Here is a 22,128-nt window from a genome sequence, read left to right on the forward strand (position 1 = left end):
GCGTTGGTGCGATGCGAAGTCAGCCCAGTGGTGTGGCGACAGTGAATTGGCCCGGGCGCCGTCGGCGTCCGGGTGGACCCGCGAAGGCCTGGGCGATGGACATCCATTCTTCGGCGACCGCTCCCGATACCTGCAGGTCGGTGTCGGCCAGGTGGCGTCGTTGCGTGACCACCAGACAGAAATCGAGTGCCGCACCTCGTACCGAATCGGCACCGGACTTTTCGCCCCAACTCCACACGTCGTCGCCGTCGGGCGCCGTGAGTTCGACGAACACCGGCACATCGGGTGTCGGAAGGCCCTGCGCCCGAAAGCTGTTGGCGAATGCAAGCACACCGATCCGGGATACGTGGCGCAGGCGCGCGGTCGGTGTACGGACCACACCGAGCGTATCGGCCACGTCCTGTCCGTGTGCCCAGGTCTCCATGATCCGCGCGGTGATCTTCGACGGCAGGCTCATCGGCGGCCCGAACCACGGCACCCGCACGTCCGGGTCGGCCGCCGCGATCGCCGTTGCCAAACACTCGTTCTCGCGGCGCCACCAATCCAGTTTCTGCACACCGGTCAAACCGGCATTCGCCGGTCCGACTCCATCGACGTATTCCTGCAGATCGGGCAGGCTGTCGCGGAACCGCGCGAACTCGTCCGGCGAGTCGAGCGCCAATCGGGTAAGTGCATCGAAGTTGGCCAGATGTGCGATCTGATCGTGGATGGTCCACGTCGGTGCCGGAGTCGGCAACGCCCACTGCGCCTCCGAGATCGATCCCACGATCTCCATCAGCGACGCCGCTTCCTCGGCCAGGTCCGCGGCGAGGCCGGCGACGACGTCCGCCTTGCTCATCGGCCGACCCAGACCGGTGTGCGTTTCTCGGCGAAGGCTCGGGGCCCCTCTTGTGCATCCGCACTGAGATAGACCTTCTCCCAGAGCTTCTCAGCCGACTCGAATGCTTGGTCGCGACATTCGCGGGCAGCAGCGTACACCGTGGCCTTGCCGGCCCGTACCGACAGTGGCGCGTTCGATGCGATCCGCCGTGCCAGTCGTGTCGTGGCGCCGACCAGTTCCGCAGCCGGCACCACCTCGTTGACCAGCCCGACCTCGAATGCACGCGCAGCGCTGATGGGTTCACCGGTCAGCAACATCTGCATCGCCACGCGGGGCGGGATGAGCCATGGAAGGGGCACCGCCCACGGCGCACCGCGTCCGACCACGGCCTCGGTGATCCCGAGGCGGGCATGGTCGGCGACGACCACCAGGTCCGCCGATTGCATCAACAGGAAACCGCCGGCGAAAGCATGACCGTTGACAGCGGCGATCAGGGGTTTGGTCATCTCTATGGTCCGATTGGGTTGCGGCACATAGTCCGGTGGTGGAACCCCCAACGAATTCTCGGCCATTTCCTTGAGATCGCCGCCGGAGCAAAACGCTTTGTCCCCGGCCCCGGTCAGGACGACGACCGCAGCGGAATCGTCGCCCTCAGCGCGGGCGAACGCGTCTTCGAGACCTTCGCGGACCGCCTTGTTGAGCGCATTCCTGGCTGCCGGGCGGTTCATCGTGATCCACGCGATGCCATCAACAACGGAATAGATCACCGGTTCGGTCATGCCTGAACCGCCATCTCGGTCGCCACCGGCTCCGCCATCTCTGTCGTCGCTGCGCCGCCAACGGTCCCTTGCTCATCCCCGGCAGATGACTCCAACACGATCAGGACCTGACCGGTATCGACCGCCTGACCGACCTCGACCGGGATCTCGGTGACCACCGAGTCCTCTGTCGCAACGATCGAATGCTCCATCTTCATGGCCTCGATCACGATGACGGTGGTGTTCTGTTGGACCTCATCGCCCACCGCGACCTCGATTCTCGACACGGTCCCCGGCATCGGCGCGACCAGAGAACCGGGGTCGAGCGTCGATTCCGCCGACGGGAACCGTTCCACATCCGTCAGCTCCACCGAGCCCGCGGCCCACGTCACCAGTCGCCTCCCGTGTCCGAGGACGACGTGAAATGTTCGGCGCACACCGTCAATCAGAAGCTCCACCGCGTCCGGGGTCACCGAACCGAGTTGGGCCTCGAGTACGACACCGTCGACCTCGAACCGGGGTTGGGCTCCCAGATGGTAGGCCACCGTGAGGATCTCGTCGCCGAAGCCGAAACCACGCGTTTGCAATTGCGACAGATTGTTCCGGAACCCGGACGTGATACCGCCGAGAACCGGGGCACTCGCCCGCTGTGTCGCCTGATCGGCGAGTGCCGCTGCGAGCGCCGCAGCTCGGATCAGCGGATCACCCGGCCGTCCGATGAGTGCACCGATGTCGGCGCGATCGAGGAAATGGGTATCGATCGCGCCCGCCGCGAACTCCGCGTCGGCGAGTATCCCGACAAGTAGCGCCCGGTTGGTGGTGACCCCGAGAATCCGGCTGCGAGTCAGGGCATATGCCAGGCGCGCGGTGGCCTCCTGTCGCGTCGCACCGTGGGCGATGACCTTGGCCAGCATCGGGTCGTAGTTGGTCGACACGACATCACCCGAGCGCACCCCGGTGTCGACGCGGATTCCGGGGGTCCGGGCGATCTCGAACAGGTCGAGGCGGCCTGCGGCCGGCAAGAAGTCATTACCCGCGTCCTCGGCGTAGATCCTGGCTTCGATGGCATGGCCCGATATCGTGGCCGACACCGCCGCCGGGTCGAGTGGCGCACCGCCGGCGACGTCGATCTGAAGGCGCACCAGATCGAGTCCGGTCACCAGCTCGGTGACCGGATGCTCGACCTGCAGGCGCGTGTTGACCTCGAGGAAATAGAACCCGCCATCGGGAGCCAGTAAGAATTCCACGGTTCCGGCCCCGACGTAGTCGAGCGTGCGCCCGGCTTCGACCGCAGCCCTACCCATCTTCTCCCTCAGTTCCGAATCGACTGCCGGAGAGGGTGACTCCTCCAGAATCTTCTGGTGTCTGCGCTGGATCGAGCATTCACGTTCGTTGAGATGGACGATCGTCCCGTGGGTGTCGCCGAAGATCTGGATCTCGACGTGTCGCGGATTGTCCACATAGTGTTCGAGGAAGACCGTGTCGTCTCCGAAGGCCGATCCCGCTTCCCGCCGGGCCGACGCGATCGCCTCGGCCAGGTCGTCCCGGTCCCGCACGATGCGCATCCCCCGACCGCCGCCGCCGAAGGATGCCTTGACGAGGATCGGCCACCCGACGGCATCGGCGAGCTCGTCGACGTCGGCGTCGTCGACGCCGGTCAGGTCGCGCCCCGGCAGCACGGGCACGCCGGCACGTTCCATCAGTTCGCGAGCGGTCAGTTTCGATCCCATCAACTCGATGGCCTTGACCCCGGGGCCGATGAACGTGATCCCGGCCGTAGCGCATTGCTCCGCGAATCGTGCGTTCTCCGAGAGGAATCCATAACCGGGGTGGACCGCGTCGGCACCGGTCAGCCGGGCTGCCTCGAGTACCCGATCGGCACGAAGGTAGGAGTCGGCCGGGGTCACCCCACCGAGCGGGACGGCTTCATCGGCCTCGTCGACGAACAGCGCATCGGCGTCGGCGTCGGAGTAGACCCCGACCGTCGCGATACCCATCTCACGGCAGGTACGGAACACGCGTCGCGCAATCTCCCCGCGGTTGGCGACCAGAATCTTCTTGATCATGTGAACCCTCACATCCGGAACACCGCGTAACCGCGGGTGCCCTCGATCTCGTTGTTGTGACACATCGACAAGGCGATACCCAGGACCGAGCGGGTATCGCGCGGGTCGATGATTCCGTCGTCGTATCCTTGGCCACTCATGAACAGCGCCAGCGATTCCGCCTCCACCTTCTCCTCGAGTGCAGCGCGCCGCGCCGCGTCGGCTTCCTCGTCGAAGGGACGCCCGGCCGCTGCCGCAGCAGCACGTGCCACGATCGACATCACGCCGGCAAGTTGTTCGGGTCCCATGATCGCGGTCTTGGAGTTCGGCCACGTGAACAGCAGTCGCGGATCATAGGAGCGCCCGGACATCCCGTAGTTGCCCGCGCCGTATGACGCCGCCATGTTGATCGTGATGTGCGGGACCTTCGAATTCGTCACGGCGTTGATCATCTTGGCGCCGTCCTTGATGATGCCGTTCTGCTCGTAGCTGGTGCCAACCATGAAGCCAGTGGTGTTCTGCAAGAAGATCAGCGGCGTATCGGTCTGATTGCACAACAGGATGAACTCGGTGCCCTTCTTGGCCTCGTCATTGAACAGGATGCCGCGGGCATTGGCGACGATCCCCACCGGGAATCCGTGGATCGAGGCCCAGCCGGTGACCAGTGCGGTCCCGTAGACCGGCTTGTATTCCTCGAAACGCGAGCCGTCGACGACGCGTGCGATCACCTCGCGCGGATCGAACGGCACCTTGAGGTCGACCGACGCGATGTCGAGGAGTTCCTCTGCGGGATAGAGCGGTTCGTCAGGCGCCTGTGTGGGGCCAGGACCCTTCTTGCGCCAGTTGAGATGTTCGACGATCTCCCGTCCGATCGCGATGCACTCGTGCTCGTCGTGCGCGAGATAGTCGGCGAGACCCGATATCCGCGAATGCATGTCCGCTCCCCCGAGACTTTCGTCATCGGCGTCCTCGCCGGTGGCCATCTTCACCAACGGCGGACCACCCAGGAACACCTTCGCCTGATTCGCCACCATCACGGTGTAGTCACACATACCGGGCACATACGCGCCGCCGGCGGTGGAGTTGCCGAACACCAGGGCAATCGTCGGAACTCCTGCAGCCGAGAGCGACGACAGCTCGTTGAACAATCGCCCGGCCGGCACGAACAATTCCGATTGCCGCTCGAGGTCACCCCCACCGGATTCCACGAGGTTGACCAGAGGCAGTCGATTCTCGCGCGCGATGTGCATGGCGCGCAACACCTTTTTCCATGTGTACGGATTCGACGACCCCCCGCGAACCGTCGGATCGTGGGCGACGATCATGCACTCGACGCCACTGACGACGCCGATCCCTGTGACCGCGCTCGCACCGACCGCGTATTCGGTCCCCCATGCGGCGACCGTTCCCAGCTCCAGAAACGGTGCGTCGAGGTCGAGCAGCAACTCGACTCTTTCCCGGGCGAGCAGTTTGCCCCGATCCCGGTGCCGGGCTCGATACTTGTCTCCCCCTCCGTCATTGGCCCGCTGCTGCTCGCGTCGCAACTCGTCGATGCGCTCGAGGTTCCCGGCGCGATTGGCCTGTGCCGTCGCGGAACCGAAGTCGAAGGTGCTCTTGAGGACTTTCATCGCCTTCTCTCACAACATCTCAATAGGATCGCCGCAAGCCGAGGGTGTGGCCTGCGACGAAGTTCAGAATCATTTCCCGACTGACCGGCGCGATCTTGAGTAGCCGCGCCATCCCCCACAGATGCGCCAGGCCGTACTCCGATGCCATTCCGTTGCCACCGTGTGTCTGGATCGCGGAATCGAGCGCTGCAAGGGCGGCTTCTGCGGCAAGGCATTTCGCCATGTTCGACGCCTCGGCGGCCACGCCACCAGTGTCGTGGAGCCACGCCGCCTTGGCAGTCATCAAGCGGGACGCCGCGATGCCGATGGCAGCCGCCGACAGCGGGTGCGAGATTCCCTGGTGAGTGCCGATCGGAGCGCCCCAGACGGCCCGCTCGTTGGCATAGCGTGCAGCGCGATCAAGCGCGTACCGGCCGATCCCGTTCTCGATCGCGGCACCGGTGATCCGTTCGGGATTGAGACCGTGAAAAACAATCCGCATTCCCTCATCAACGCCTCCGACACGTCGTGCATCGCTGACCCGAACGTCGTCGAAGATGAGTGTGAATTGCTTCTCCGGTGCGCGGACCTCGACGGGGATGCGGCTCCGGTGCAGCCCGGGCGCATCGGTGTCGACGACGAACAATGTCATCAGTCCCCGGCCGTCGTCGCTCTCGCCGGTACGTGCGACGACGAGGACGTGTGAGGCCTCGTCGACGCCCGAGATGTAGTACTTGGTACCGGACAGAATCCAGTCGTCGCCGTCCCGGTGGGCGGTCGTCGCGATCTGGTGGCTATTGGATCCGGCGTCGGGTTCGGTGATCGCGAACACCATTTTGTCGCTTCCGTCTGCCATCGCAGGCAACCAGGCTTGCTGCTGCTCGGCGGTTCCGAAGGTCTTGAGCACCTCCCCGGAGATTGCGGACGAGACCAGCAGGAGCAACAACGGCATCCCTGCAGCAGCGGTCTCCTCGACCACGATCGCCAACTCGGTCACACCCGCACCTCCGCCCCCGTGCTCCTCGGGCAGATTGACGCCGACGAAGCCGTGCTTGCCCAGCACCGACCACAGCTCGTCGGTCTTGCCGTCGGCGTCGACGACCGACTGGTAATAGTGCGGTCCGAAATCTGCGCACACCGAGGCAACTGCCGAACGTAACGCGGCATGCTCGGCAGGCTCGTCGAAGTCCATGCCCCCAACTTTAGTGAATCGTCGTTAACTACACAAGAGGTCGTACGTTCTCCATGTCGCGTCCGCGTGCACCATATTTCCGCACCGCAGGCCTTGCGCTCGACGACAGTGACGCGGTTCACTCATCTGACAGTTGATCATCATTCACTAGGGGACGCCGTGCCACTCGACGAACTGACCTCCAACCTCATCCATCGTGTGAACGTCGGCGACAGCCTCACGCGAACGGCGGCCCGGTCGCCACGCGCGCTCGCGATCGTGGACGGTGCCCGCCGACTGGACTATTCGGAATTCAACTCCGCGGTGAACCGGCTCGCCCATAGCCTGCTCGTTCACGGGATCGCAGTGGGAGACGCGGTAGCCCTGGCTTCCCACAACAGTGCCGAGTTCCTGATCTGTTACTACGCGTGTGCAAAGATCGGAGCGGTCTGTGTCCCGATCAATCTCGCGTGGCGCCCGCACGAGTCCGCGTACGTCCTCGCCGACTCGCGGGCGCGTGTCCTGGTCGTCCACACCGAACTCGCGAGCGAGATGGCGCAGGCTCTCGACAATGCGTCGACAATAGAGCTGATCGTCACAATCGGGCCATCCGATGTTGCATTCGATACTCCCACAACAGAATGGGAAGCTTTCACCACCGGTTCCGCCGAGACGGACCCGACGGTGACGATCGGCGACCGCGCAGCCCTCACCTATCTGTACACCAGTGGAACGACCTCGGCCCCGAAAGGTGTCGTGGGCAACCACACCGCCATCTATCTCGAGTCGATGACGATGATCATCGAGGGCGGGTTTCGGCCCGACGACCGGTTCGCCGCGTTGCTCCCGATCTTCCATACCGCCCAGCTCAACTGTCATTGCACCACCGCGGTCATGGTGGGTGCGGCGATCTTCGTGATGAGGGGATTCGACGCCGAGGCATTGTTGACCCTCATCGAACAGGAGTCGATCACCCAGCTGTTCGGCCTACCCATGATGTACCGCGCGATGCTCGAGCGTGCAGACATACGCCGGCGGAATCTGAGCAGCGTCCGCCGAGCGTTGTACGCGATGGCCCCCATGCCCCAGGACATCCTCGAAGAATGCATCGAAGTGTTCGACTGCGACTTCTATCTGCTCTTCGGACAAACCGAGATGAGCCCCACAGCAACCATTTTCCGTCCTGAGAACCAACTCACCCACCCAGGCGCAGTCGGTACTCCGGTGATCAATGTCCAAGTCGAGATCCACGACGACGCCGGCCGTGCACTGCCCACGGGCACCGACGGGGAAATCGTCTATCGAGGACCGCACCTCATGACCGAGTACCTCGGCAAACCCGACGACACCGATGAAGCATTCAGGCACGGCTGGTTCCATTCCGGCGACGTCGGACACTTCGATTCGGACGGGATCCTGTGGTTCACCGACCGCCACAAGGACGTCATCAAGACCGGCGGCGAAAACGTATCGTCGCTCGAAGTGGAAAAGGCCATGTACTCCGCGGAACCCGCCGTAGCCGAAGCGGTGGTGGTCGGCCTACCGCACGCACACTGGTCGGAGGCCATCACCGCATTCGTGGTCGGCAAACCGGGACTTCGGCTCGACGAGAACGACATTCGCGAGAAGTTACGCCAGCACCTCGATGCGTACAAGATCCCCAAGGCAATCGTCGTCGTCGACGAACTACCCAAGACCGCCACCGGAAAGATTCGCAAGAACGAGATTCGCGGCGCCCACCGCGACTTCTACGCACGATAGGGCTGCCTGGGTACCGACACGTCAGGGTGTGCCGACACGTCTGGGCGCATCAGGGCGTGTCAGCCCCGACATGACGAGACCGCCTCCACGAACACGAGAGGGCGGTTCGTGGAGGCGGCCACCGCATCGCCGGGCGCAACGACGCGGGCTCAGATCAGTCGACGCTGATCGAGTCGATGGAGGTCAATCGGCCAATTCCTCGGGAGCGAGGAGTTGTTCACCGATGTAGGTGCATGACTGATCGGCATTGAGCGGCTGGAACATCGACGCTGCCGAGTCCCGATAGAGCCGCTCGAAGATGGCGCCGCGCCGGAAGGACGATCCGCCCACCAAGCTCATCGCCTTGCGCGTCATGTACAGCACGTTGTCGGCGACGAAGGTCTTGGCCAATCCGATGTATGGGAAGCGTAACTCCAGCGGCCACTGGTCGTCGTCGCCGTCGATCAACTCCTGGCATGTGCGGTAGACCACCCGCCGCGACAATTCGACACGCGATGCGATGTCGCCGATGCCGTCGATGATGTGCCCGACTCCTGCCACCTTCGTCTCCGCCGCTGCGATGGCACCGAAGGTGGCACCCAGAGTCTTCTTCGACAGCACCGCGCGTGCTTCCTCCAGGACGCGGTACTGCATCCCGAGGTAGATGCTTGCAAACATCAGTGACGCCCACTCGAGAACACCGAATGCACCGCCGCGCCAGGAGCACACGAAGCCGTCCTCGGGAATGTAGAACCCCTCGAAGTGGATCGTGTGAGTTCCGGTGGCGTGCATTCCCAGTGCATCCCAGGTTTTCTCGATGCGTATCCCGTCACCCTGACCGTTCTCGTCGACGTCGAAATCAGCGACAAAGAACGACTCCTGCTCGACCCGCTCCTCGAATGTGTCGGGCAGATTGCCTTCGGCGTCGGTGATCGTGGCGTTGGTCGTGATGATGTCGGCGGCCTCGGCCAGGGTGCCCCACACCTTCTTACCGTAGAGACGCCAACCGCCCTCCGGTTGCGGCACCGCGGTCATGTCGGCCAGGCCCGAGAAGCCGGCACGTTGTTCGGAGAACGGGCCGAAGACCAAGGCGCCGTCCGCTACTCGGCTCATCCACTGCTTATTCTGGGCTTCGCTGAACAAGCCGAGACACATCCCGACCATGATGAAGTGCATGTTGTAGGCAAGTGCAATCGCCGAATCGCCTCGCGACAGTTCGGAGATCACCTTCGATGTGTGCAGGATGTTGCCGCCCTGACCGCCGTACTCCTTGGGCACAGCGAGTGAGCCGAGCCCGCTTGCCTTGAACTTCTCGATTGTCGGCAACGCAAAGGTGTTCTTTTTGTCATATTCCGGCCCGATCTCGCGGAAGTACTCCGAGAGCTCTTGTGCCTTGGCGAACGCAGCATCGAATTCGGCGTCAGTGATGGTGTCGGACATCTGGTCTCCTTGACTGGTGGTAAAAGCAACCGCTGCGATCAGAGCAGCAGGTCATCGCGGTGTGCGTCGGTGAGGATCTGACGGTAGGCCTCGAAGATCGGCTCTGTCAGTGGCAAGAGCCCCAACGCCGTCGAGCGCTTTCCGTCCAGCTTGACCTTGCGCTGCGCCATGGCCAGGGTGAAGTTGAGCTTGCCCTGCCAGAACTTGTTGGCGTTGTCCGAGCTCATACGCAATTGAACTGTGGAGGAGGCATTCTCGGCCGCAACTCCGGTCAAGACCTTTCGGCCGGGGAAGTCCACGAGGATATGCGCGTCAGGATCGGTTTGAATGATGTGTACCACCAGCGTTCCACCCTGGGTGGCCTTCACGAACTGATCGTCGTTGACGCACACCTCCATTGCTTTGCCGATCGTGCTGTAGACATCCTCGGCGTCTTTGAATACGGCCATCGTGGCCACCTCCGTGAGTTCTTCCGAAAGGGATATGACCCGAAACACAGGCCCAAACAGAACGTTATGTGCAACAAGCTCTTCGAGCGTCTCCCCCAGGGATGAGATTCGACCTACCTTGGGGGTGATTCGTCGAGAGCGGACAGGATCTCCGGCGTCACCGACGATCCCTCGGACGCCATACTCTGGTAATCCGGGCGCACTATCCCGCCACCACGGAGATTGATCACGCAGACGCCGATGACGATGAGTGCGATCCCGATCCCGGCAGGCCACGAAATCGCCTGGTGCAGAGCGACAACTCCGATGATGCACACCGCGATGGTGCCCAGCGCGGTCCACACCGCGTATGCGAGCCCGAGTGGAATGACCTCTGCGGTGTTGGTCAGGCAGAAGAACGACAGGCAATACCCAACGATCACAACAATGGTCGGGACCACGTCGGTGAAACCATGGGTCAGGTGCAGGGAGCCGGTGGCAACGATCTCCGAGATCATGGCCGCCACCAGCCAAAGCCACGCTCCGACCGACGATCTCGCCGGATGGCCGGTCGGATGGACGGGCACCGCGCTCACCCGCCCAGATTGACGGTGATGACGCCGGCCAGGATCAGCATCAGCCCCAGGTATCCCGACCGGCTCACACGCTCACCACGTGTTGCCACACCAACTGCGACCACGACGACGATTCCCAGTGCGCACCACAGGGTATACGCGATCGCGAGGTCTATGCCCAAGATCGCTCGCGCAAGAAGCAGGGCGGTGCCGGCATACATCAGACACACGGTGACCGTCGGCACCGGCCGGGTGAATCGCTGTGTCGCCGGCAGCACATTGGTGGCCACCACCTCGAGGAACACCGCACCGAACAGAAAGACCCACGCCATCGTTGATCACACCCTGGGCTGTTCGGTATGTCTGCGACCGCGCACGATGCCGTCGCAGGGACATTGCTCTCGTCCGACGACCGACGAAACACCCCTGTCGTGCAACGCCTTGACCGCATCGACGCAGAGTGCACCCCCGGCCGATCCTGCTTCCGGATCGGCGTCGAGGACGGTCAGACGGACCGCGTCGGCTACCTCTGCAACGCAGATGTCCCACACCAGCGTGGCGAGTCCACGCGGCGTGCCGACGTAGGAGAATCCGGGCTCTTCGGTCTGTCGGCGTCCAGCGATCTGCCGCGCGTCCCGTGCCGACTCGGCCACCACTGCAACCACATCGACGATCACCGTGACCTCTCCGGCACCCCGCGTCAACGCCTGAGAGCGCGCCAGGCGCCGAAGCCGTTGGGCATCGCGCATGTCGGTGGGCTCGATGACGACACATCGGCATGCCGCGACCAGCTCGGGCGACAGCGTCCAGCACGAGAGCGGGCGTCCGTGCCGACCGCAGGCGTGTCCGGATTGGTGGCGCGTTCCCGTGCTCGTCGAATCACGTTCGACTGCAATCACTTCGGCTATCGACATCGCTACACCTCGCGGACTGGCACACCGTGGTGGTATCGCCCGTCGTGATAGATCAGCGGTCGTACCGGGTCCGCGTCCCCGTCCGGAAGACCCGCTTTGGTCACCTGCCCGACGACCAACACGTGGTCGCCGATGTCCTGCTTACCCACCAGCGCGACGCGCATCCAGCACTGCACCCCGACCAGCAACGGCTCACCTGTGCCCAGAGTGGTCCAGCTCGACGCATCGGCGAACCGCTCCGCAGCGGTGCGGGAGAATCGCTCCGCGATGGCTCGATCGCGTTCATCGAGGACGTGGATCACCAGGGACTGCGCCGCCCGCAACGCCGTCAGGCTCGACGAGGTGTGCGCGATGTTGAAGCACACCAGAGGCGGCTCGGCGGAGAGTGAGGCGAGCGATGTCGCCGTGAAACCAACTGGGCCGGAATCAGACTCGAGCGTGATCACGGAGACTCCGGCCGCGTGGCGGCGCATCAACGAGCGGAAGGCCGCTGGATCGATCGCAGCAGGCACGGTGCGGCTTTCCACCGCTCCGGGTCGAGCAGTCATGGCATGCACTCCTTGTATCGATGAACATCCACGCCTCGTGGGTGGCCGGCCGACTCGTCGACGAACCGTTGCCGCCGTACGTGCGTCGGATGCGGTAGTTAATTCTGATTCACTTATAGCAGATTGTTGCGCACCTCGCCCGCCGGGAACACTCCTCAGATTCCCGTAAACTGTTGTTCAGCAACAAATTCCGAAAGCATCGGCGATTGTGGACGAAGTTGAGTTCTTTCCCCGAAGGGAACCACCGTCATCCCCCCGCGGTTCGGTATGGAGCCACAGCAGCGGGCCAAGTGTATTGTGGCTCCGGAATGTGAAAGTGATTTCACTTGTCTGCAAGCATCAAGCCGGAGGCTCGTCATGGCGGATGTCCCGCCCCCAGCGGCTCACCGGGCCGCACCCGTACGCAGTGCTGTGCGGATCCGTACGCGTGACCCCGAGCGCAAGGACAAGATCCTGGACGCGGCAGCCGCATTGGTCGCCGAGCGGGGATTCATCGCCGTGTCGATGTCGGATATCGGCTCCGCTGCCGGTGTCACCGGATCGGCGATCTACCGCCATTTCGAGAGCAAGTCCGCGGTTCTCGTCGCGCTGTTCGACAAGGCCATCGACACGCTTCTCGACGAGAGTACTTCGATGGTCGCCGACAGCGCCGACAGTCGATCCGCGCTCCTGGCACTCGTCGCGGGACAGATCGATTTCGTCATCACCACGCGCAATATCGCGCGTGTCTACTACACCGAGAACTACAACCTACCGCCAGACGACCAGCGTCGCCTCCGACGCAAGCAGCGGCTCTACATCGAAGAATGGGCGCACCTGTACGACGAACTACACCCGAACATCGACGAAAGCACAACTCGGGTCGTGGTACACGCCGCCATCGGGGCGATCCAGTCGTCGCTGTTCCACAATGTGGGACTCCCCGAGAAACGGCTGCGCGACCTCCTTTTCACCTCGGCGTGTTCGATCCTGGATCTCGACCGCCCGGAGAGGTGATCGGGTGATGACGGCGCATGAGCGCCGTTCGCGCTGACGCCGCCATCACCCATCAACCGACTACGCCGGATCGATCACGATTGCGAAGGCCCGGGCCTCCGGACCCGGTGACTTGTTGACAGACACGAACTTCGCCTCGGTGTACTCATCGAGCTGGTGCAGACCGCCCTCACGTCCGAGACCACTTTGCTTGAACCCACCGAACGGGTATGCCGGGTGGATGACGTGCCAGTCGTTGACGAACACCATCCCGGCATCGAGTCGATTCGCAACCTCACGTGCGGTTGCCTCATCACCCCAGACACCGGCCGACAGCCCGTAATCGCTGTCATTGGCGATCTTCACGGCGTCGTCGATCGAGTCGTAGGGCAAGACGACCACGACCGGTCCGAACACCTCCTCCCGGGCGATCCGCGTCGAGTTGTCGACCCCGACAAAGACGGTGGGCTCGATCCAGTATCCCTTCTCGAACTGCGGCCCGGCCGGGACTCCGCCCCCGAGTACGGCTTTGGCGCCCTCGGCGGCAGCGATCCGGAAGTACTCCAGAATCCGGCTCTGCTGGGTCTCGGAGATCACCGGACCGACATTGGTGGCGGGGTCGAGTGGATCTCCGACCCGCAGCGTGGCTGCGCGTTCGACCAACCGGTCGACGATCTCGTCATGCCGCTCACGGGGGACCAGCAGTCGCGTTCCGGCCTCGCATGCCTCACCGTTGTTGGCGAAGGCGGCGAAGATGGACCCGTCGATGGCGGTGTCGAGATCGGCGCCGTCGAGAATGATGTTCGGCCCTTTACCGCCCAGTTCGAGCGACACCCGCTTCACGGTGTCCGCGGAGTCTCGCAGGATGCTCTTGCCGACCACTGTCGATCCGGTGAACGCCACCTTGTTGACGCCGGGATGGCCGGCCAGATACTTGCCGACCGGCTCGCCGTCGCCGGTGACGACGTTGAGGACACCCGCGGGCAGGCCGGCCTCGTCGAAGACCTTCGCCAGCTCCAGGCCGCACAGCGGTGCGTGCTCGTCCGGCTTGAGGACCACCGTGTTGCCTGCGGCCAGCGCGGGTGCGATCTTCCAGATCGTGGTCAGATACGGGATGTTCCACGGGACGATCGCGGCGACCACGCCCACCGGCTCCCGCCGGACGATGCCCTCCGCGGGAATCGGTTCGATTGCCGGTCCCGCGGTCTCGTACTCATAGTCCTTCGACTGGACGGCAAGAAACTGCAGTTGCGCGATCGACAGACCGATGTGCAACGCACCGGTGATGCGGATGGTCGCGCCGTTCTCCCGAGTCTGCAATGCAGCCAACTGATCCGCCTTGGCTCCCAGTCGCTCTGCGACATCGAGAAGCAGGTTCGCGCGATCCTCCGGGGAGGTGTTGCGCCACACACCCGATTCGTGCGCGCGGCGCGCCGCGGCGACCGCGGCATCCACATGCTCGACACCGCCCTTGGCGACGGTGGCAACCAGCTCCTCGGTTGCCGGACTACGGATCTCGTAGGAATCAGGTGTCGACACCCACTTCCCGTCGATATACAGCTGATAACTCTCAACGCTCATGTCGTCTCCTCTTCGAGAGCCTCATCCGATCCGGCGATCACGATCGTGCCAGAACGGGTTACGAAGCGATTTCTTGTCGATCTTGCCGGCCGGGTTCACTGGTAGGGCCGCCACGAAGTCGTACGACTTGGGGGCGTGGACACCACCGAGCTGCGTCTTCACCAAGTCCTTGAGCTCGGACTCGGCAATGTCGTCGCCGGATTTGCTCACTATCACCGCGTGCACGGCCTCACCCCATTTCGGGTCGGGGATACCGAACACCGCCACCTGCGCCACATCCGGGTGGGTGGCGAGCACGTCCTCGACCTGACGCGGGAACACGTTGAATCCGCCGCTGACGACCATGTCCTTCTTGCGATCGACAAGGTAGAGAAAGCCGTCGTCATCGAGTCGCCCGATGTCACCGGTCATGACCCAACCATTGTGCAGCGCTTCGGAATTGCGGGAGGGATCGAGGTACCCGAGCATCTGCCCCAACTGCCGGGACGCGATTTCGCCGACCTGCCCCGTCGCCAACGCACGACCGTCGGGATCACGGACCTCGACGTCAACGGTGAACAGCGGCCGCCCGGCCGAGGCGAGACGAGCGATCGCCGCCTCGCCATCGACACGGTGGTCTTCTTTGCGCAGACAGGACACGTATCCGGGCTCGGTGCCGGCGTAGGTCTGCACAAAGATCGAGCCGAACACGTCGAGCGCCTGTTTGAGTCGCTCGGGGGCGATCGGCGCTCCGGCGTAGATCATGGTGCGCAATGACGACAGGTCATGCGAACCCCTACCCGGATGATCGAGAAGCAGATAGATGATGGTCGGCACGACTGCGGTCGCCGTCACCTTCTTGTCCTCGATCTCGGTGAGCAGTCGATCCACGTCGAGCCCCGGCAGCATGACGTTGGTGCCCCCGCGCAGGAACGTCGGCATGACGAAGATCTGCGTGAAATGGGTGAGCGGGGCACCGTGGGCGAATACCTCCCCCGGTCCGATGTCGCCGATGTCGCGACCCGCAGTGATGCTGTAGTGCGACCAGGTGAAGTGCGAATTGACGACGCCTTTGGGCTCACCTGTACTCCCCGAGGTGAACAGCACATATGCCTCGTCGTCCACGGTGAGCCCGACGTCGGGGCGCACTGCCCGTTGCGCATCGACAAGCGCGGCGAAGTCGTGTGCCTCGCCCACTCCCGCGGGAGCCGCCGACCCATCGCGCGATATGCGAATCACGTTCTGCAGCTTCGGTAGATCCGCTCGGATCTCGCTGACGGCGTCATCGAATCCCGATTCGTAGACGAGTGTCGTGGCGTCGGTGCCGAGCAGGTTCGCTCGGAACCCGGCGGCAGCGTTGCGAGTCGGCATCTGCACCAGAACCCCGCCTGCCGCCCAGATTCCGTGCTGGGCGGGAATGAACTCGAGGCAGTTGCTCAACAACAGCCCGACTCGTTCGCCCTTCTGCACACCGAGTGACACCAACGCCTGCGCGATGCGGTCGCGCAAATCACGCATCTGCGCGTACGTCAGCGCTCGATCTCCGTCGATGATCGCAGTCGACTCGCGGTAGTAGGTGCACGCCCGATCGAGCACATCAGGCAGTGTCCCCCACATGGTCAGGCTCCGATCGATGCCGGATCGAATCCCTCAACCCAGTACTCGGGCGTGATCAGCGGGATGCCGAGTTCCTGCAGGACCGGTGTGTCGTTCCAGTAGGTGGACTCGTGCACGATCTTTCCCTCGGCGTTGAGCTGATGCCAGGTGATACCGCGCGTGTGCAGTGTCCGCCCGTTCACCGGCACCCCTCGGTACGTGTCGAGGCCTTCGCCCGTCCAGTCCCACAGGATGACCACGGCCGGATCGCCACCCCTGCCCGCGACCGGGAAGGACTCGGTCACGGTGAAGGTATGCGTACCCACCCCGTTGCCGGGATCGGCGTTGGCGAACGGCGCGACGAATGGACGCAACTCGTCCTTGGTGATCGCGGTGTCGAGCACGTGGTCCCGGTCGGCGTGATCGTCGTAGACGAAGTCGTCGGCGAAAAGCCCCAGCAATTCGTCGGTGTCACTGGTGAGCGCGGTTGCCCATGCTTCGGCGTGGCTGCGGTGATCGGTCATGGTGATGTCCTCGTTCTCTTGGGTCGACGTCGGTGTCAGACGAGTGCAGGTGCTTTGGTGACAAAACGCGGCTCGACCGGCTGACCGAGTTCCGCCGCTGCGGTGGCGATGTCCCACAGGGACGCTTCCCGCTGGATCAGTCCGGCGTCGTTGTACTGGTGATAGGTGATACCCCGTGCGCCCGGAACCTTCCCGGCCGGCGCCGGCAGCCCGACGAACGCTGTCGCGGTCGGCGCTTCCCAGGTCCATCGATAGATGGCCGACTTCTCGTCGCCGACGACCTCGTCGATTCGGAAGTTGTTGATACCGATGCCGTTCTCGACGTCCTTGTTGGCGTACGGAGCGAAGACGCGCAACAACTCGTCACGATCGGTGATCTTCTGGCCGAGAATGGGGTCCTCGAAGAGGAAGCCGTCTGCGTACAACGCGACCACTGCCTCGGGACTCTCCCGGAATGCCTTCAGCCAACGTACCGCGAAGTGATGACTCATCTCCATGTACTCCTTCGTCTGTGTCATGTATGCCGTTGTGGCGATCAATATTTCGAGCCGGACACCGGCCTTCGGACCTCGTCCGCGCGAGGCGGCGTCCGAGGACAACGCTATTGCGCACATCACAGTCGGCGACACATACCGAAGGGTGAACATCCTCCCCCGTCAGGGGTGATCACGAGGTGAGATCACCAGTCAGCGGCGGCGGCCGCCGCAATCACCTGCGATCGGTTGCACATGCCCAGCTTGCGCAGGATCTGCTTGACGTGTGATTTCACCGTTCCGGGCGCGATGATCAAGCGGTCGGCGATCTCGGTATTGGACGCACCGGATATCATGAGTCGCACCACATCTCGCTCTCGTAGGGTGAGTCGGTCGAACTCGGCGGGCGACGTGACCGGCTCCCCGTCGGCGTCCGCCCGATCCGATACCGTGCTCGTCAAACGAATTCCGGAGTCGCACAGTTCGTCGATGCGCACCGCCGCATCGTCGAGCAACTCCTTGAGCGAATCGTGGTGGCGGCGCACCTGATCGACCAGCTGCACCCGCTCGAGCACGTAGCCGACCCCGACACTGAAGGCCCACAACACATCTCGGTCATCCGAGGTGATCGTCGCACCGTCCGACGAGTGGTCTGCGTGTAGTAAACCCGCGGTCGATCCGCCCACATTCACCGGAGAGACGACGTATCCGCGCGAGCGACCGGACTCGACGATGATCGGCCGGAACACGCGGTCGCGACTGGTGTCGACCACCATCGTCGGCCGGCTCGCGGTCACGCTTCTGCGCTCGGGTGTGTCCGGTTCGATCGGTATCGCCCGACCGGTCCATTCGGCGAACCACGACGAGTGCACGTCCGCACCTTCGAGATATGCCTTCCAGGGTGCCCAGTGGTCATGGTCCACACGCGAGAGCACCACGCGGGAGAAACCGCAACCACGCGCGGCGTCGGCGCACAGCCGGTCCGAGAGCTCGTCGAGCGTCGACGCCCCGCGCAGGGCATGAAGCGCCGCAGCACAATCCGACATCCGCGCAGTCCACTGCGACATCTGTCCGAGCAGCATTTCAGTGGCGAGTTGCTGTAACTCGGCCACTGCCGCGCCGATTTGTTCGCCCCGCCTACCGTCGTCGCCGCTGCATGCTGACGACTGCGCATCCGAGCACACGCGCATCAACGTGGAGACCGCCTCCGATGCATGGGTCATCGAGGCCCCGGGGTCGTCGGGCAACCGCACCTCGGCGTCATTGATCGCCGATACGACCGCGGTCACCGCCTCCAACCGCCCGTACCAGGCGACATCAGGCGTCCAATTCCGCCCTCGTGCCCGCCCGGGCGATGTTCGGCGCCGATCGTCGGAGGCCAGCGAGACCGTCATCTGTCGAGTCCTCCGAGTTCGGGCCGCGTGTATCTCGCGACCACCGCGGCACGATTGGCTACGCGCAACTTGCGCAGGATGTGCTTCACATGTGACTTGACCGTCGACTCCGCGACGGTCAGCTGCGCGGCGATGTCGGCGTTGCTCAACCCCTCGACCATCAACTCGACCACGTCGACTTCTCGGGAGGTCAGCCCGAAGTCACGCATCGACGGACCCGAACCGCGCGTTCGCGGCGCCCCGCTGTCCGGGCCCGCCGACCGCCGCGCATCGTCCGGCGTCACATCACCGAGCCCGCCCACGAACGCGCGCGGCGGATGATTCAGCAGTGAGGATACGGCGGTGCGTTCCCACATCATTTCGGCCTCGACCAGCATTCGCTCGTGAATCACGCTCAGCCCGTCGGCAAAGGACTTGGCCAGATCGCGATCGACGACCAGCATCTCGGGAGAATCGACGCTCTGATCCATGTGCAGCAAGCCCACCACCGATCCGCACACCACGATCGGGACGACGACATAGCTCCGCGAGCCGGAGTAGCGCCGTAGTGCGGGCAGTACCCGTGGCTCATCGGGGACGTCGGTGACCAACGCTGCCGAACGTCGGCGGACGACCTCGGATTCGATTGTCGCCGAAGACAGATCGATGGGATGGCCGAGGAATCCCGACGGATCGTCAACCGGCCCGGCCGCCGAGCACCCATAGAGCGGAATCCACTGCGACCGGCGCACCTCGGAGACCAGACCCCGACCGAAAAGACCAGTCGCGCAGAGCGCATCGAGCGCATGCCGCCACATGGCCGGCGACGGGCGCGCGGACCAGTCATGAACGCTCGACAGCGCCTGGAACACGCAGCTCAACCACAACTCCGAATCCGCCCTCATCCGCAGTGGCAACTGGTGCTTCCTCTCCTGACGTCGCCCGGTCGCGCTCCATCCCTGACGGCCGGCATCTCCGCGGTCGTAAATTCGGGTTCACTCCGACGGTGAGAATTCGCACGGACACGAGCAAATTCGTCACCCATTGTCGTGACTTGGGTCACTCCTGTCAAGCTTTGGCCGATGTTGAACCTGCTCACCTCGCTGAAACACGGATTCGCGGGGCCGAGGGGATCCGGAGACATCACGCGCGTATGTTATTCATGATTCACATTGCTGATGGCGTCCATCAGCCCCTGACAAGGTGACTGGAGATGGACCAGGTGAGGATTCCCGCACAGTATCGATCACGGCTGACCCTTCCGTTGATCGTCGCACCGATGACAGGGGTCTCGAGCATCGACCTCGTCGTCGCAGCGTGCCGCGTGGGCGTCATCGGCTCGTTCCCGGTACACCTGTCCAGCTCGGTCGACGCGCTGCGCGACGATCTCGATCGGCTCGCCGACGAGCTCGATCCCGGTTGCGCGCCCTTCGCACCGAACCTCGTGGTGCACCCCTCGAACCAGCAGTTGCCGGACGAACTCTCCGCGCTTATGGATCACCACATCGAGATGGTGATCGCCAGCGTCGGTGCACCGGACGCGATCATCGAACCATGCCGCGAGGCGGGTATCCGCGTGCTGTCGGATGTGGCCTCCATCCGACACGCTCATCGCGCGGCAAAAGCCGGTGTGGACGGCTTGATCCTTCTCTCGGCAGGCGCCGGTGGCCAAACCGGATGGGCCAATCCCTTCGCCTTCGTTCGGGCAGTTCGGCAGTTCTTCGACGGCACGATCGTTCTGGCCGGCGGGATCGCCGACGGCGTCGCTCTGCGCGCAGCTCGCACGCTCGGTGCCGACCTCGGTTATATGGGCACCCGCTTCATCGCCGCTGCCGAAAGCGCTGCGCCGGTCGACTACCGGCAAGCAGTCGTCGACGCGTCGATGGATGATGTTGTCCGCTCGGACGTGGTCGGCGGTATACCGGCTAGCTTGCTCCGTGCGTGGCTGACGACCCATCAATCGGCCGGGCCGACGACCGACGGCTTCGACCACCGGCGACTCAAGACCAATTCCGGCGCCTGGAGTGCTGGACATGCTGTCGGCCAGGTGGAGTCCGTGGAAACCGTGGCCACGCTGGTCGAACGGATCGCCGACGAGTACTTCGACGACAGCAACGATGGAGAAGGAGGCATCGATCGATGCTCATTGACATGAATATCGGCGGCCCTTTTGACGGCACGGCCGGCGGAGATATCGCCACCACCGTGCATCAGATCCGCGATGCCGTGGACGGCGGCTTCGCCGGAGTGTGGACCACCGAGGTGTCCCATAATCCATTCTTTCCGCTGATCCTCGCGGCCGAACACGGAGACGGCCTCGATGTCGGGACTGCGGCTACCGTTGCATTCGCCCGAAACCCCATGTCGCTGGCCATCGCGGCCAACGATGTGCAGCAGATGAGTGGTGGCCGTCTGATCCTGGGCCTCGGCACCCAGGTCAAGCCGCACATCCGCCGGCGGTTCGACATGCCGTGGTCCGAACCGATTCCCAGATTGCGTGAGTATCTCGCGGCACTGCGTGAGATCTGGCGCGCCATCGCGACCGGTGAGCACCTCGATTTCCGTGGCGACTACTACCAGCACACTCTCTTCCCGCCAATGTTCCGCCCTCGGCCCCATGACCACGCCGCTCCACCGATCCTGATCACCGCTGTCGGAGAGCGGATGACGCGGCTGGCCGCCGAGGTGGCCGACGGTATCCTCTTGCACGGCTTCACCACCCAAAGGTATCTACGTGAGGTCACCTCACCAGCAATCGACGAAGTGCTTGCCGCGCATGATCGTTCGCGTTCAGATTTCACCATCAGCTATCCGGGATTCGTGGTCACCGGCACCACCGACGACGAGATCGCCACTGCCGCGGCCGCTGTACGCCGTCAGATCGCCTTCTACGGCTCGACACCCGCGTACGCAAAGGTTCTCGAACACCATGGCTGGGGTGATCTCCATCGAGAATTGCATCGACTGTCGACCACCGACGGCTGGTCGTCGATGAGTGCGCTCATCGACGACGATGTGTTGTCGACGTTCGCGGTTGTCGGGACTCCAGAAGAGGCGGGAGCAACTGCCGCACAGAAATTCGGTGACCTCGTGGATCGCTTCACCTTTTACGCGCCCTACCCGACGAATGCGGATGTTCGTGCCACTTTCGCCGCGGCGGCCGGTGACGCCCGGCTCGGTACCCGGTGAGGGTCAGGGGTGACTCGATTTGTGCGAGGTCGCCCATTCGACCCCCGATGTCACCCCAGCGGACGATTCGAGGCTACCCGCCCGGGCCCTACTGTCGATGGGTGTCCACCGCGTGCGCCGAGGAAGGGATGACATCACCATGGGTGTTGAAGTGAGTGTGGCGAATCTGACGAAGTCGTTTGGTTCGCAGAATATTTGGCGTGATGTGTCGTTGACCTTGCCCGAGGGTGAGGTGTCGGCGTTGTTGGGTCCGTCGGGTACCGGTAAATCGGTGTTCTTGAAGACGTTGATCGGTTTGCTGCATCCGGAGCAGGGGTCGGTGATCATCGACGGCACCGACATCACCCAGTGTTCGGCCAAGGAACTGTATGAGATCCGCAAGCTGTTCGGCG

22 protein-coding genes are annotated in these 22,128 nt (G+C 63.7%); 5 read left to right on the plus strand and 17 right to left on the minus strand.

Features of this window, described 5'->3' with window-relative positions; genetic code table 11:
• Positions 1–19: 19 nt before the first annotated feature.
• Genes GOPIP_RS15830 through GOPIP_RS15850 form a run of 5 tightly spaced genes read right to left on the minus strand, consistent with a single transcriptional unit; the run spans position 20 to position 6,422 of the window.
• Positions 20–838 carry a TIGR03084 family metal-binding protein gene (locus GOPIP_RS15830; protein ID WP_006370728.1) on the minus strand — a complete coding sequence of 273 codons (819 nt, stop codon included), beginning with the start codon at positions 836–838 and terminating at the stop codon, positions 20–22.
• On the minus strand, positions 835–1,599 hold the full coding sequence (locus GOPIP_RS15835; protein ID WP_006370729.1) for an enoyl-CoA hydratase/isomerase family protein: 765 nt from the start codon (positions 1,597–1,599) through the stop codon (positions 835–837). Before GOPIP_RS15835 ends, GOPIP_RS15830 begins: the two co-directional genes overlap by 4 nt.
• Positions 1,596–3,644, minus strand: coding sequence for an acetyl/propionyl/methylcrotonyl-CoA carboxylase subunit alpha (locus tag GOPIP_RS15840; protein ID WP_006370730.1), 2,049 nt, complete (start codon positions 3,642–3,644; stop codon positions 1,596–1,598). The genes GOPIP_RS15835 and GOPIP_RS15840 overlap by 4 nt, the downstream gene beginning before the upstream one ends.
• A gap of 8 nt (positions 3,645–3,652) precedes the next feature.
• On the minus strand, positions 3,653–5,251 hold the full coding sequence (locus GOPIP_RS15845; RefSeq protein WP_006370731.1) for an acyl-CoA carboxylase subunit beta: 1,599 nt from the start codon (positions 5,249–5,251) through the stop codon (positions 3,653–3,655).
• 19 nt (positions 5,252–5,270) lie between these two features.
• Positions 5,271–6,422 carry an acyl-CoA dehydrogenase family protein gene (locus GOPIP_RS15850; protein WP_006370732.1) on the minus strand — a complete coding sequence of 384 codons (1,152 nt, stop codon included), beginning with the start codon at positions 6,420–6,422 and terminating at the stop codon, positions 5,271–5,273.
• A 159-nt stretch (positions 6,423–6,581) separates the two neighbouring features.
• Here GOPIP_RS15850 and GOPIP_RS15855 point away from each other — a divergent pair, with 159 nt between their 5' ends.
• Positions 6,582–8,162: a long-chain-fatty-acid--CoA ligase gene (locus GOPIP_RS15855; protein ID WP_006370733.1), complete on the plus strand. Its 1,581-nt coding sequence runs from the start codon at positions 6,582–6,584 to the stop codon at positions 8,160–8,162.
• A 183-nt stretch (positions 8,163–8,345) separates the two neighbouring features.
• Here the strand turns inward: GOPIP_RS15855 and GOPIP_RS15860 are convergent, their stop codons facing one another.
• The 6 genes from GOPIP_RS15860 to GOPIP_RS15885 all read right to left on the minus strand — a co-directional run bounded on the left by GOPIP_RS15860 (position 8,346) and on the right by GOPIP_RS15885 (position 12,046).
• The gene (locus GOPIP_RS15860; protein ID WP_006370734.1) at positions 8,346–9,581 is read right to left on the minus strand and encodes an acyl-CoA dehydrogenase family protein; all 1,236 of its coding nucleotides are present in this window, start codon (positions 9,579–9,581) and stop codon (positions 8,346–8,348) included.
• A gap of 38 nt (positions 9,582–9,619) precedes the next feature.
• Positions 9,620–10,030, minus strand: coding sequence for an SCP2 sterol-binding domain-containing protein (locus GOPIP_RS15865; RefSeq protein WP_006370735.1), 411 nt, complete (start codon positions 10,028–10,030; stop codon positions 9,620–9,622).
• A gap of 113 nt (positions 10,031–10,143) precedes the next feature.
• Positions 10,144–10,605 carry a DMT family transporter gene (locus GOPIP_RS15870; RefSeq protein WP_081482509.1) on the minus strand — a complete coding sequence of 154 codons (462 nt, stop codon included), beginning with the start codon at positions 10,603–10,605 and terminating at the stop codon, positions 10,144–10,146.
• On the minus strand, positions 10,602–10,916 hold the full coding sequence (locus GOPIP_RS15875; protein WP_006370737.1) for a DMT family transporter: 315 nt from the start codon (positions 10,914–10,916) through the stop codon (positions 10,602–10,604). Before GOPIP_RS15875 ends, GOPIP_RS15870 begins: the two co-directional genes overlap by 4 nt.
• A 6-nt stretch (positions 10,917–10,922) precedes the next feature.
• Positions 10,923–11,498 (minus strand): hypothetical protein, encoded by a 576-nt coding sequence (locus tag GOPIP_RS15880; protein ID WP_006370738.1) that lies wholly within the window; start codon positions 11,496–11,498, stop codon positions 10,923–10,925.
• 2 nt (positions 11,499–11,500) lie between these two features.
• Positions 11,501–12,046, minus strand: coding sequence for a flavin reductase family protein (locus tag GOPIP_RS15885; protein ID WP_006370739.1), 546 nt, complete (start codon positions 12,044–12,046; stop codon positions 11,501–11,503).
• Between the two features lie 357 nt (positions 12,047–12,403).
• Between GOPIP_RS15885 and GOPIP_RS15890 the strand changes: the two genes are divergently transcribed.
• Positions 12,404–13,042 carry a TetR/AcrR family transcriptional regulator gene (locus GOPIP_RS15890; protein WP_210739868.1) on the plus strand — a complete coding sequence of 213 codons (639 nt, stop codon included), beginning with the start codon at positions 12,404–12,406 and terminating at the stop codon, positions 13,040–13,042.
• Between the two features lie 60 nt (positions 13,043–13,102).
• On the opposite strand, the gene GOPIP_RS15895 is transcribed toward GOPIP_RS15890, so the two are convergent.
• The 6 genes from GOPIP_RS15895 to GOPIP_RS15920 all read right to left on the minus strand — a co-directional run bounded on the left by GOPIP_RS15895 (position 13,103) and on the right by GOPIP_RS15920 (position 19,452).
• Positions 13,103–14,602, minus strand: a complete 1,500-nt coding sequence (locus GOPIP_RS15895) for an aldehyde dehydrogenase family protein (protein WP_006370741.1) — start codon at positions 14,600–14,602, stop codon at positions 13,103–13,105.
• Positions 14,603–14,623: 21 nt separating this feature from the next.
• Positions 14,624–16,198 (minus strand): AMP-binding protein, encoded by a 1,575-nt coding sequence (locus tag GOPIP_RS15900; RefSeq protein WP_006370742.1) that lies wholly within the window; start codon positions 16,196–16,198, stop codon positions 14,624–14,626.
• A gap of 2 nt (positions 16,199–16,200) precedes the next feature.
• Positions 16,201–16,701, minus strand: a complete 501-nt coding sequence (locus GOPIP_RS15905; protein ID WP_006370743.1) for a ketosteroid isomerase-related protein — start codon at positions 16,699–16,701, stop codon at positions 16,201–16,203.
• Positions 16,702–16,736: 35 nt separating this feature from the next.
• Positions 16,737–17,219, minus strand: a complete 483-nt coding sequence (locus tag GOPIP_RS15910; protein WP_020171952.1) for a ketosteroid isomerase-related protein — start codon at positions 17,217–17,219, stop codon at positions 16,737–16,739.
• A 161-nt stretch (positions 17,220–17,380) separates the two neighbouring features.
• The gene (locus GOPIP_RS15915) at positions 17,381–18,568 is read right to left on the minus strand and encodes a LuxR C-terminal-related transcriptional regulator (RefSeq protein ID WP_006370745.1); all 1,188 of its coding nucleotides are present in this window, start codon (positions 18,566–18,568) and stop codon (positions 17,381–17,383) included.
• Complete coding sequence (locus GOPIP_RS15920; RefSeq protein ID WP_210739867.1) at positions 18,565–19,452, minus strand: LuxR C-terminal-related transcriptional regulator; 888 nt, start codon at positions 19,450–19,452, stop codon at positions 18,565–18,567. Before GOPIP_RS15920 ends, GOPIP_RS15915 begins: the two co-directional genes overlap by 4 nt.
• A 308-nt stretch (positions 19,453–19,760) precedes the next feature.
• On the opposite strand from GOPIP_RS15920, the gene GOPIP_RS15925 reads away from it, so the two are divergent.
• From GOPIP_RS15925 to GOPIP_RS15935, 3 genes are all read left to right on the plus strand, one after another.
• On the plus strand, positions 19,761–20,702 hold the full coding sequence (locus tag GOPIP_RS15925; RefSeq protein WP_006370747.1) for an NAD(P)H-dependent flavin oxidoreductase: 942 nt from the start codon (positions 19,761–19,763) through the stop codon (positions 20,700–20,702).
• Positions 20,687–21,736, plus strand: coding sequence for a TIGR03617 family F420-dependent LLM class oxidoreductase (locus tag GOPIP_RS15930; RefSeq protein WP_006370748.1), 1,050 nt, complete (start codon positions 20,687–20,689; stop codon positions 21,734–21,736). The genes GOPIP_RS15925 and GOPIP_RS15930 overlap by 16 nt, the downstream gene beginning before the upstream one ends.
• A 139-nt stretch (positions 21,737–21,875) precedes the next feature.
• The coding region (locus GOPIP_RS15935) for an ATP-binding cassette domain-containing protein (RefSeq protein ID WP_006370749.1) at positions 21,876–22,128 on the plus strand (253 nt) is incomplete at its 3' end.

It is taken from the genome of Gordonia polyisoprenivorans NBRC 16320 = JCM 10675, assembly GCF_000241325.1.
GTDB lineage: Bacteria > Actinomycetota > Actinomycetes > Mycobacteriales > Mycobacteriaceae > Gordonia > Gordonia polyisoprenivorans.

Excerpts from the sequence above, each read along its gene's own strand:
- GOPIP_RS15830 (WP_006370728.1), bottom strand. The coding sequence starts at position 838 with ATGAGCAAGGCGGACGTCGTCGCCGGCCTCGCCGCGGACCTGGCCGAG.
- GOPIP_RS15835 (WP_006370729.1), bottom strand. The coding sequence starts at position 1,599 with ATGACCGAACCGGTGATCTATTCCGTTGTTGATGGCATCGCGTGGATC.
- GOPIP_RS15840 (WP_006370730.1), bottom strand. The coding sequence starts at position 3,644 with ATGATCAAGAAGATTCTGGTCGCCAACCGCGGGGAGATTGCGCGACGC.
- GOPIP_RS15845 (WP_006370731.1), bottom strand. The coding sequence starts at position 5,251 with ATGAAAGTCCTCAAGAGCACCTTCGACTTCGGTTCCGCGACGGCACAG.
- GOPIP_RS15850 (WP_006370732.1), bottom strand. The coding sequence starts at position 6,422 with ATGGACTTCGACGAGCCTGCCGAGCATGCCGCGTTACGTTCGGCAGTT.
- GOPIP_RS15860 (WP_006370734.1), bottom strand. The coding sequence starts at position 9,581 with ATGTCCGACACCATCACTGACGCCGAATTCGATGCTGCGTTCGCCAAG.
- GOPIP_RS15865 (WP_006370735.1), bottom strand. The coding sequence starts at position 10,030 with ATGGCCGTATTCAAAGACGCCGAGGATGTCTACAGCACGATCGGCAAA.
- GOPIP_RS15875 (WP_006370737.1), bottom strand. The coding sequence starts at position 10,916 with ATGGCGTGGGTCTTTCTGTTCGGTGCGGTGTTCCTCGAGGTGGTGGCC.
- GOPIP_RS15880 (WP_006370738.1), bottom strand. The coding sequence starts at position 11,498 with ATGTCGATAGCCGAAGTGATTGCAGTCGAACGTGATTCGACGAGCACG.
- GOPIP_RS15885 (WP_006370739.1), bottom strand. The coding sequence starts at position 12,046 with ATGACTGCTCGACCCGGAGCGGTGGAAAGCCGCACCGTGCCTGCTGCG.
- GOPIP_RS15890 (WP_210739868.1), top strand. The coding sequence starts at position 12,404 with ATGGCGGATGTCCCGCCCCCAGCGGCTCACCGGGCCGCACCCGTACGC.
- GOPIP_RS15895 (WP_006370741.1), bottom strand. The coding sequence starts at position 14,602 with ATGAGCGTTGAGAGTTATCAGCTGTATATCGACGGGAAGTGGGTGTCG.
- GOPIP_RS15900 (WP_006370742.1), bottom strand. The coding sequence starts at position 16,198 with ATGTGGGGGACACTGCCTGATGTGCTCGATCGGGCGTGCACCTACTAC.
- GOPIP_RS15905 (WP_006370743.1), bottom strand. The coding sequence starts at position 16,701 with ATGACCGATCACCGCAGCCACGCCGAAGCATGGGCAACCGCGCTCACC.
- GOPIP_RS15910 (WP_020171952.1), bottom strand. The coding sequence starts at position 17,219 with ATGACACAGACGAAGGAGTACATGGAGATGAGTCATCACTTCGCGGTA.
- GOPIP_RS15915 (WP_006370745.1), bottom strand. The coding sequence starts at position 18,568 with ATGACGGTCTCGCTGGCCTCCGACGATCGGCGCCGAACATCGCCCGGG.
- GOPIP_RS15920 (WP_210739867.1), bottom strand. The coding sequence starts at position 19,452 with ATGAGGGCGGATTCGGAGTTGTGGTTGAGCTGCGTGTTCCAGGCGCTG.
- GOPIP_RS15925 (WP_006370747.1), top strand. The coding sequence starts at position 19,761 with ATGGACCAGGTGAGGATTCCCGCACAGTATCGATCACGGCTGACCCTT.
- GOPIP_RS15930 (WP_006370748.1), top strand. The coding sequence starts at position 20,687 with ATGCTCATTGACATGAATATCGGCGGCCCTTTTGACGGCACGGCCGGC.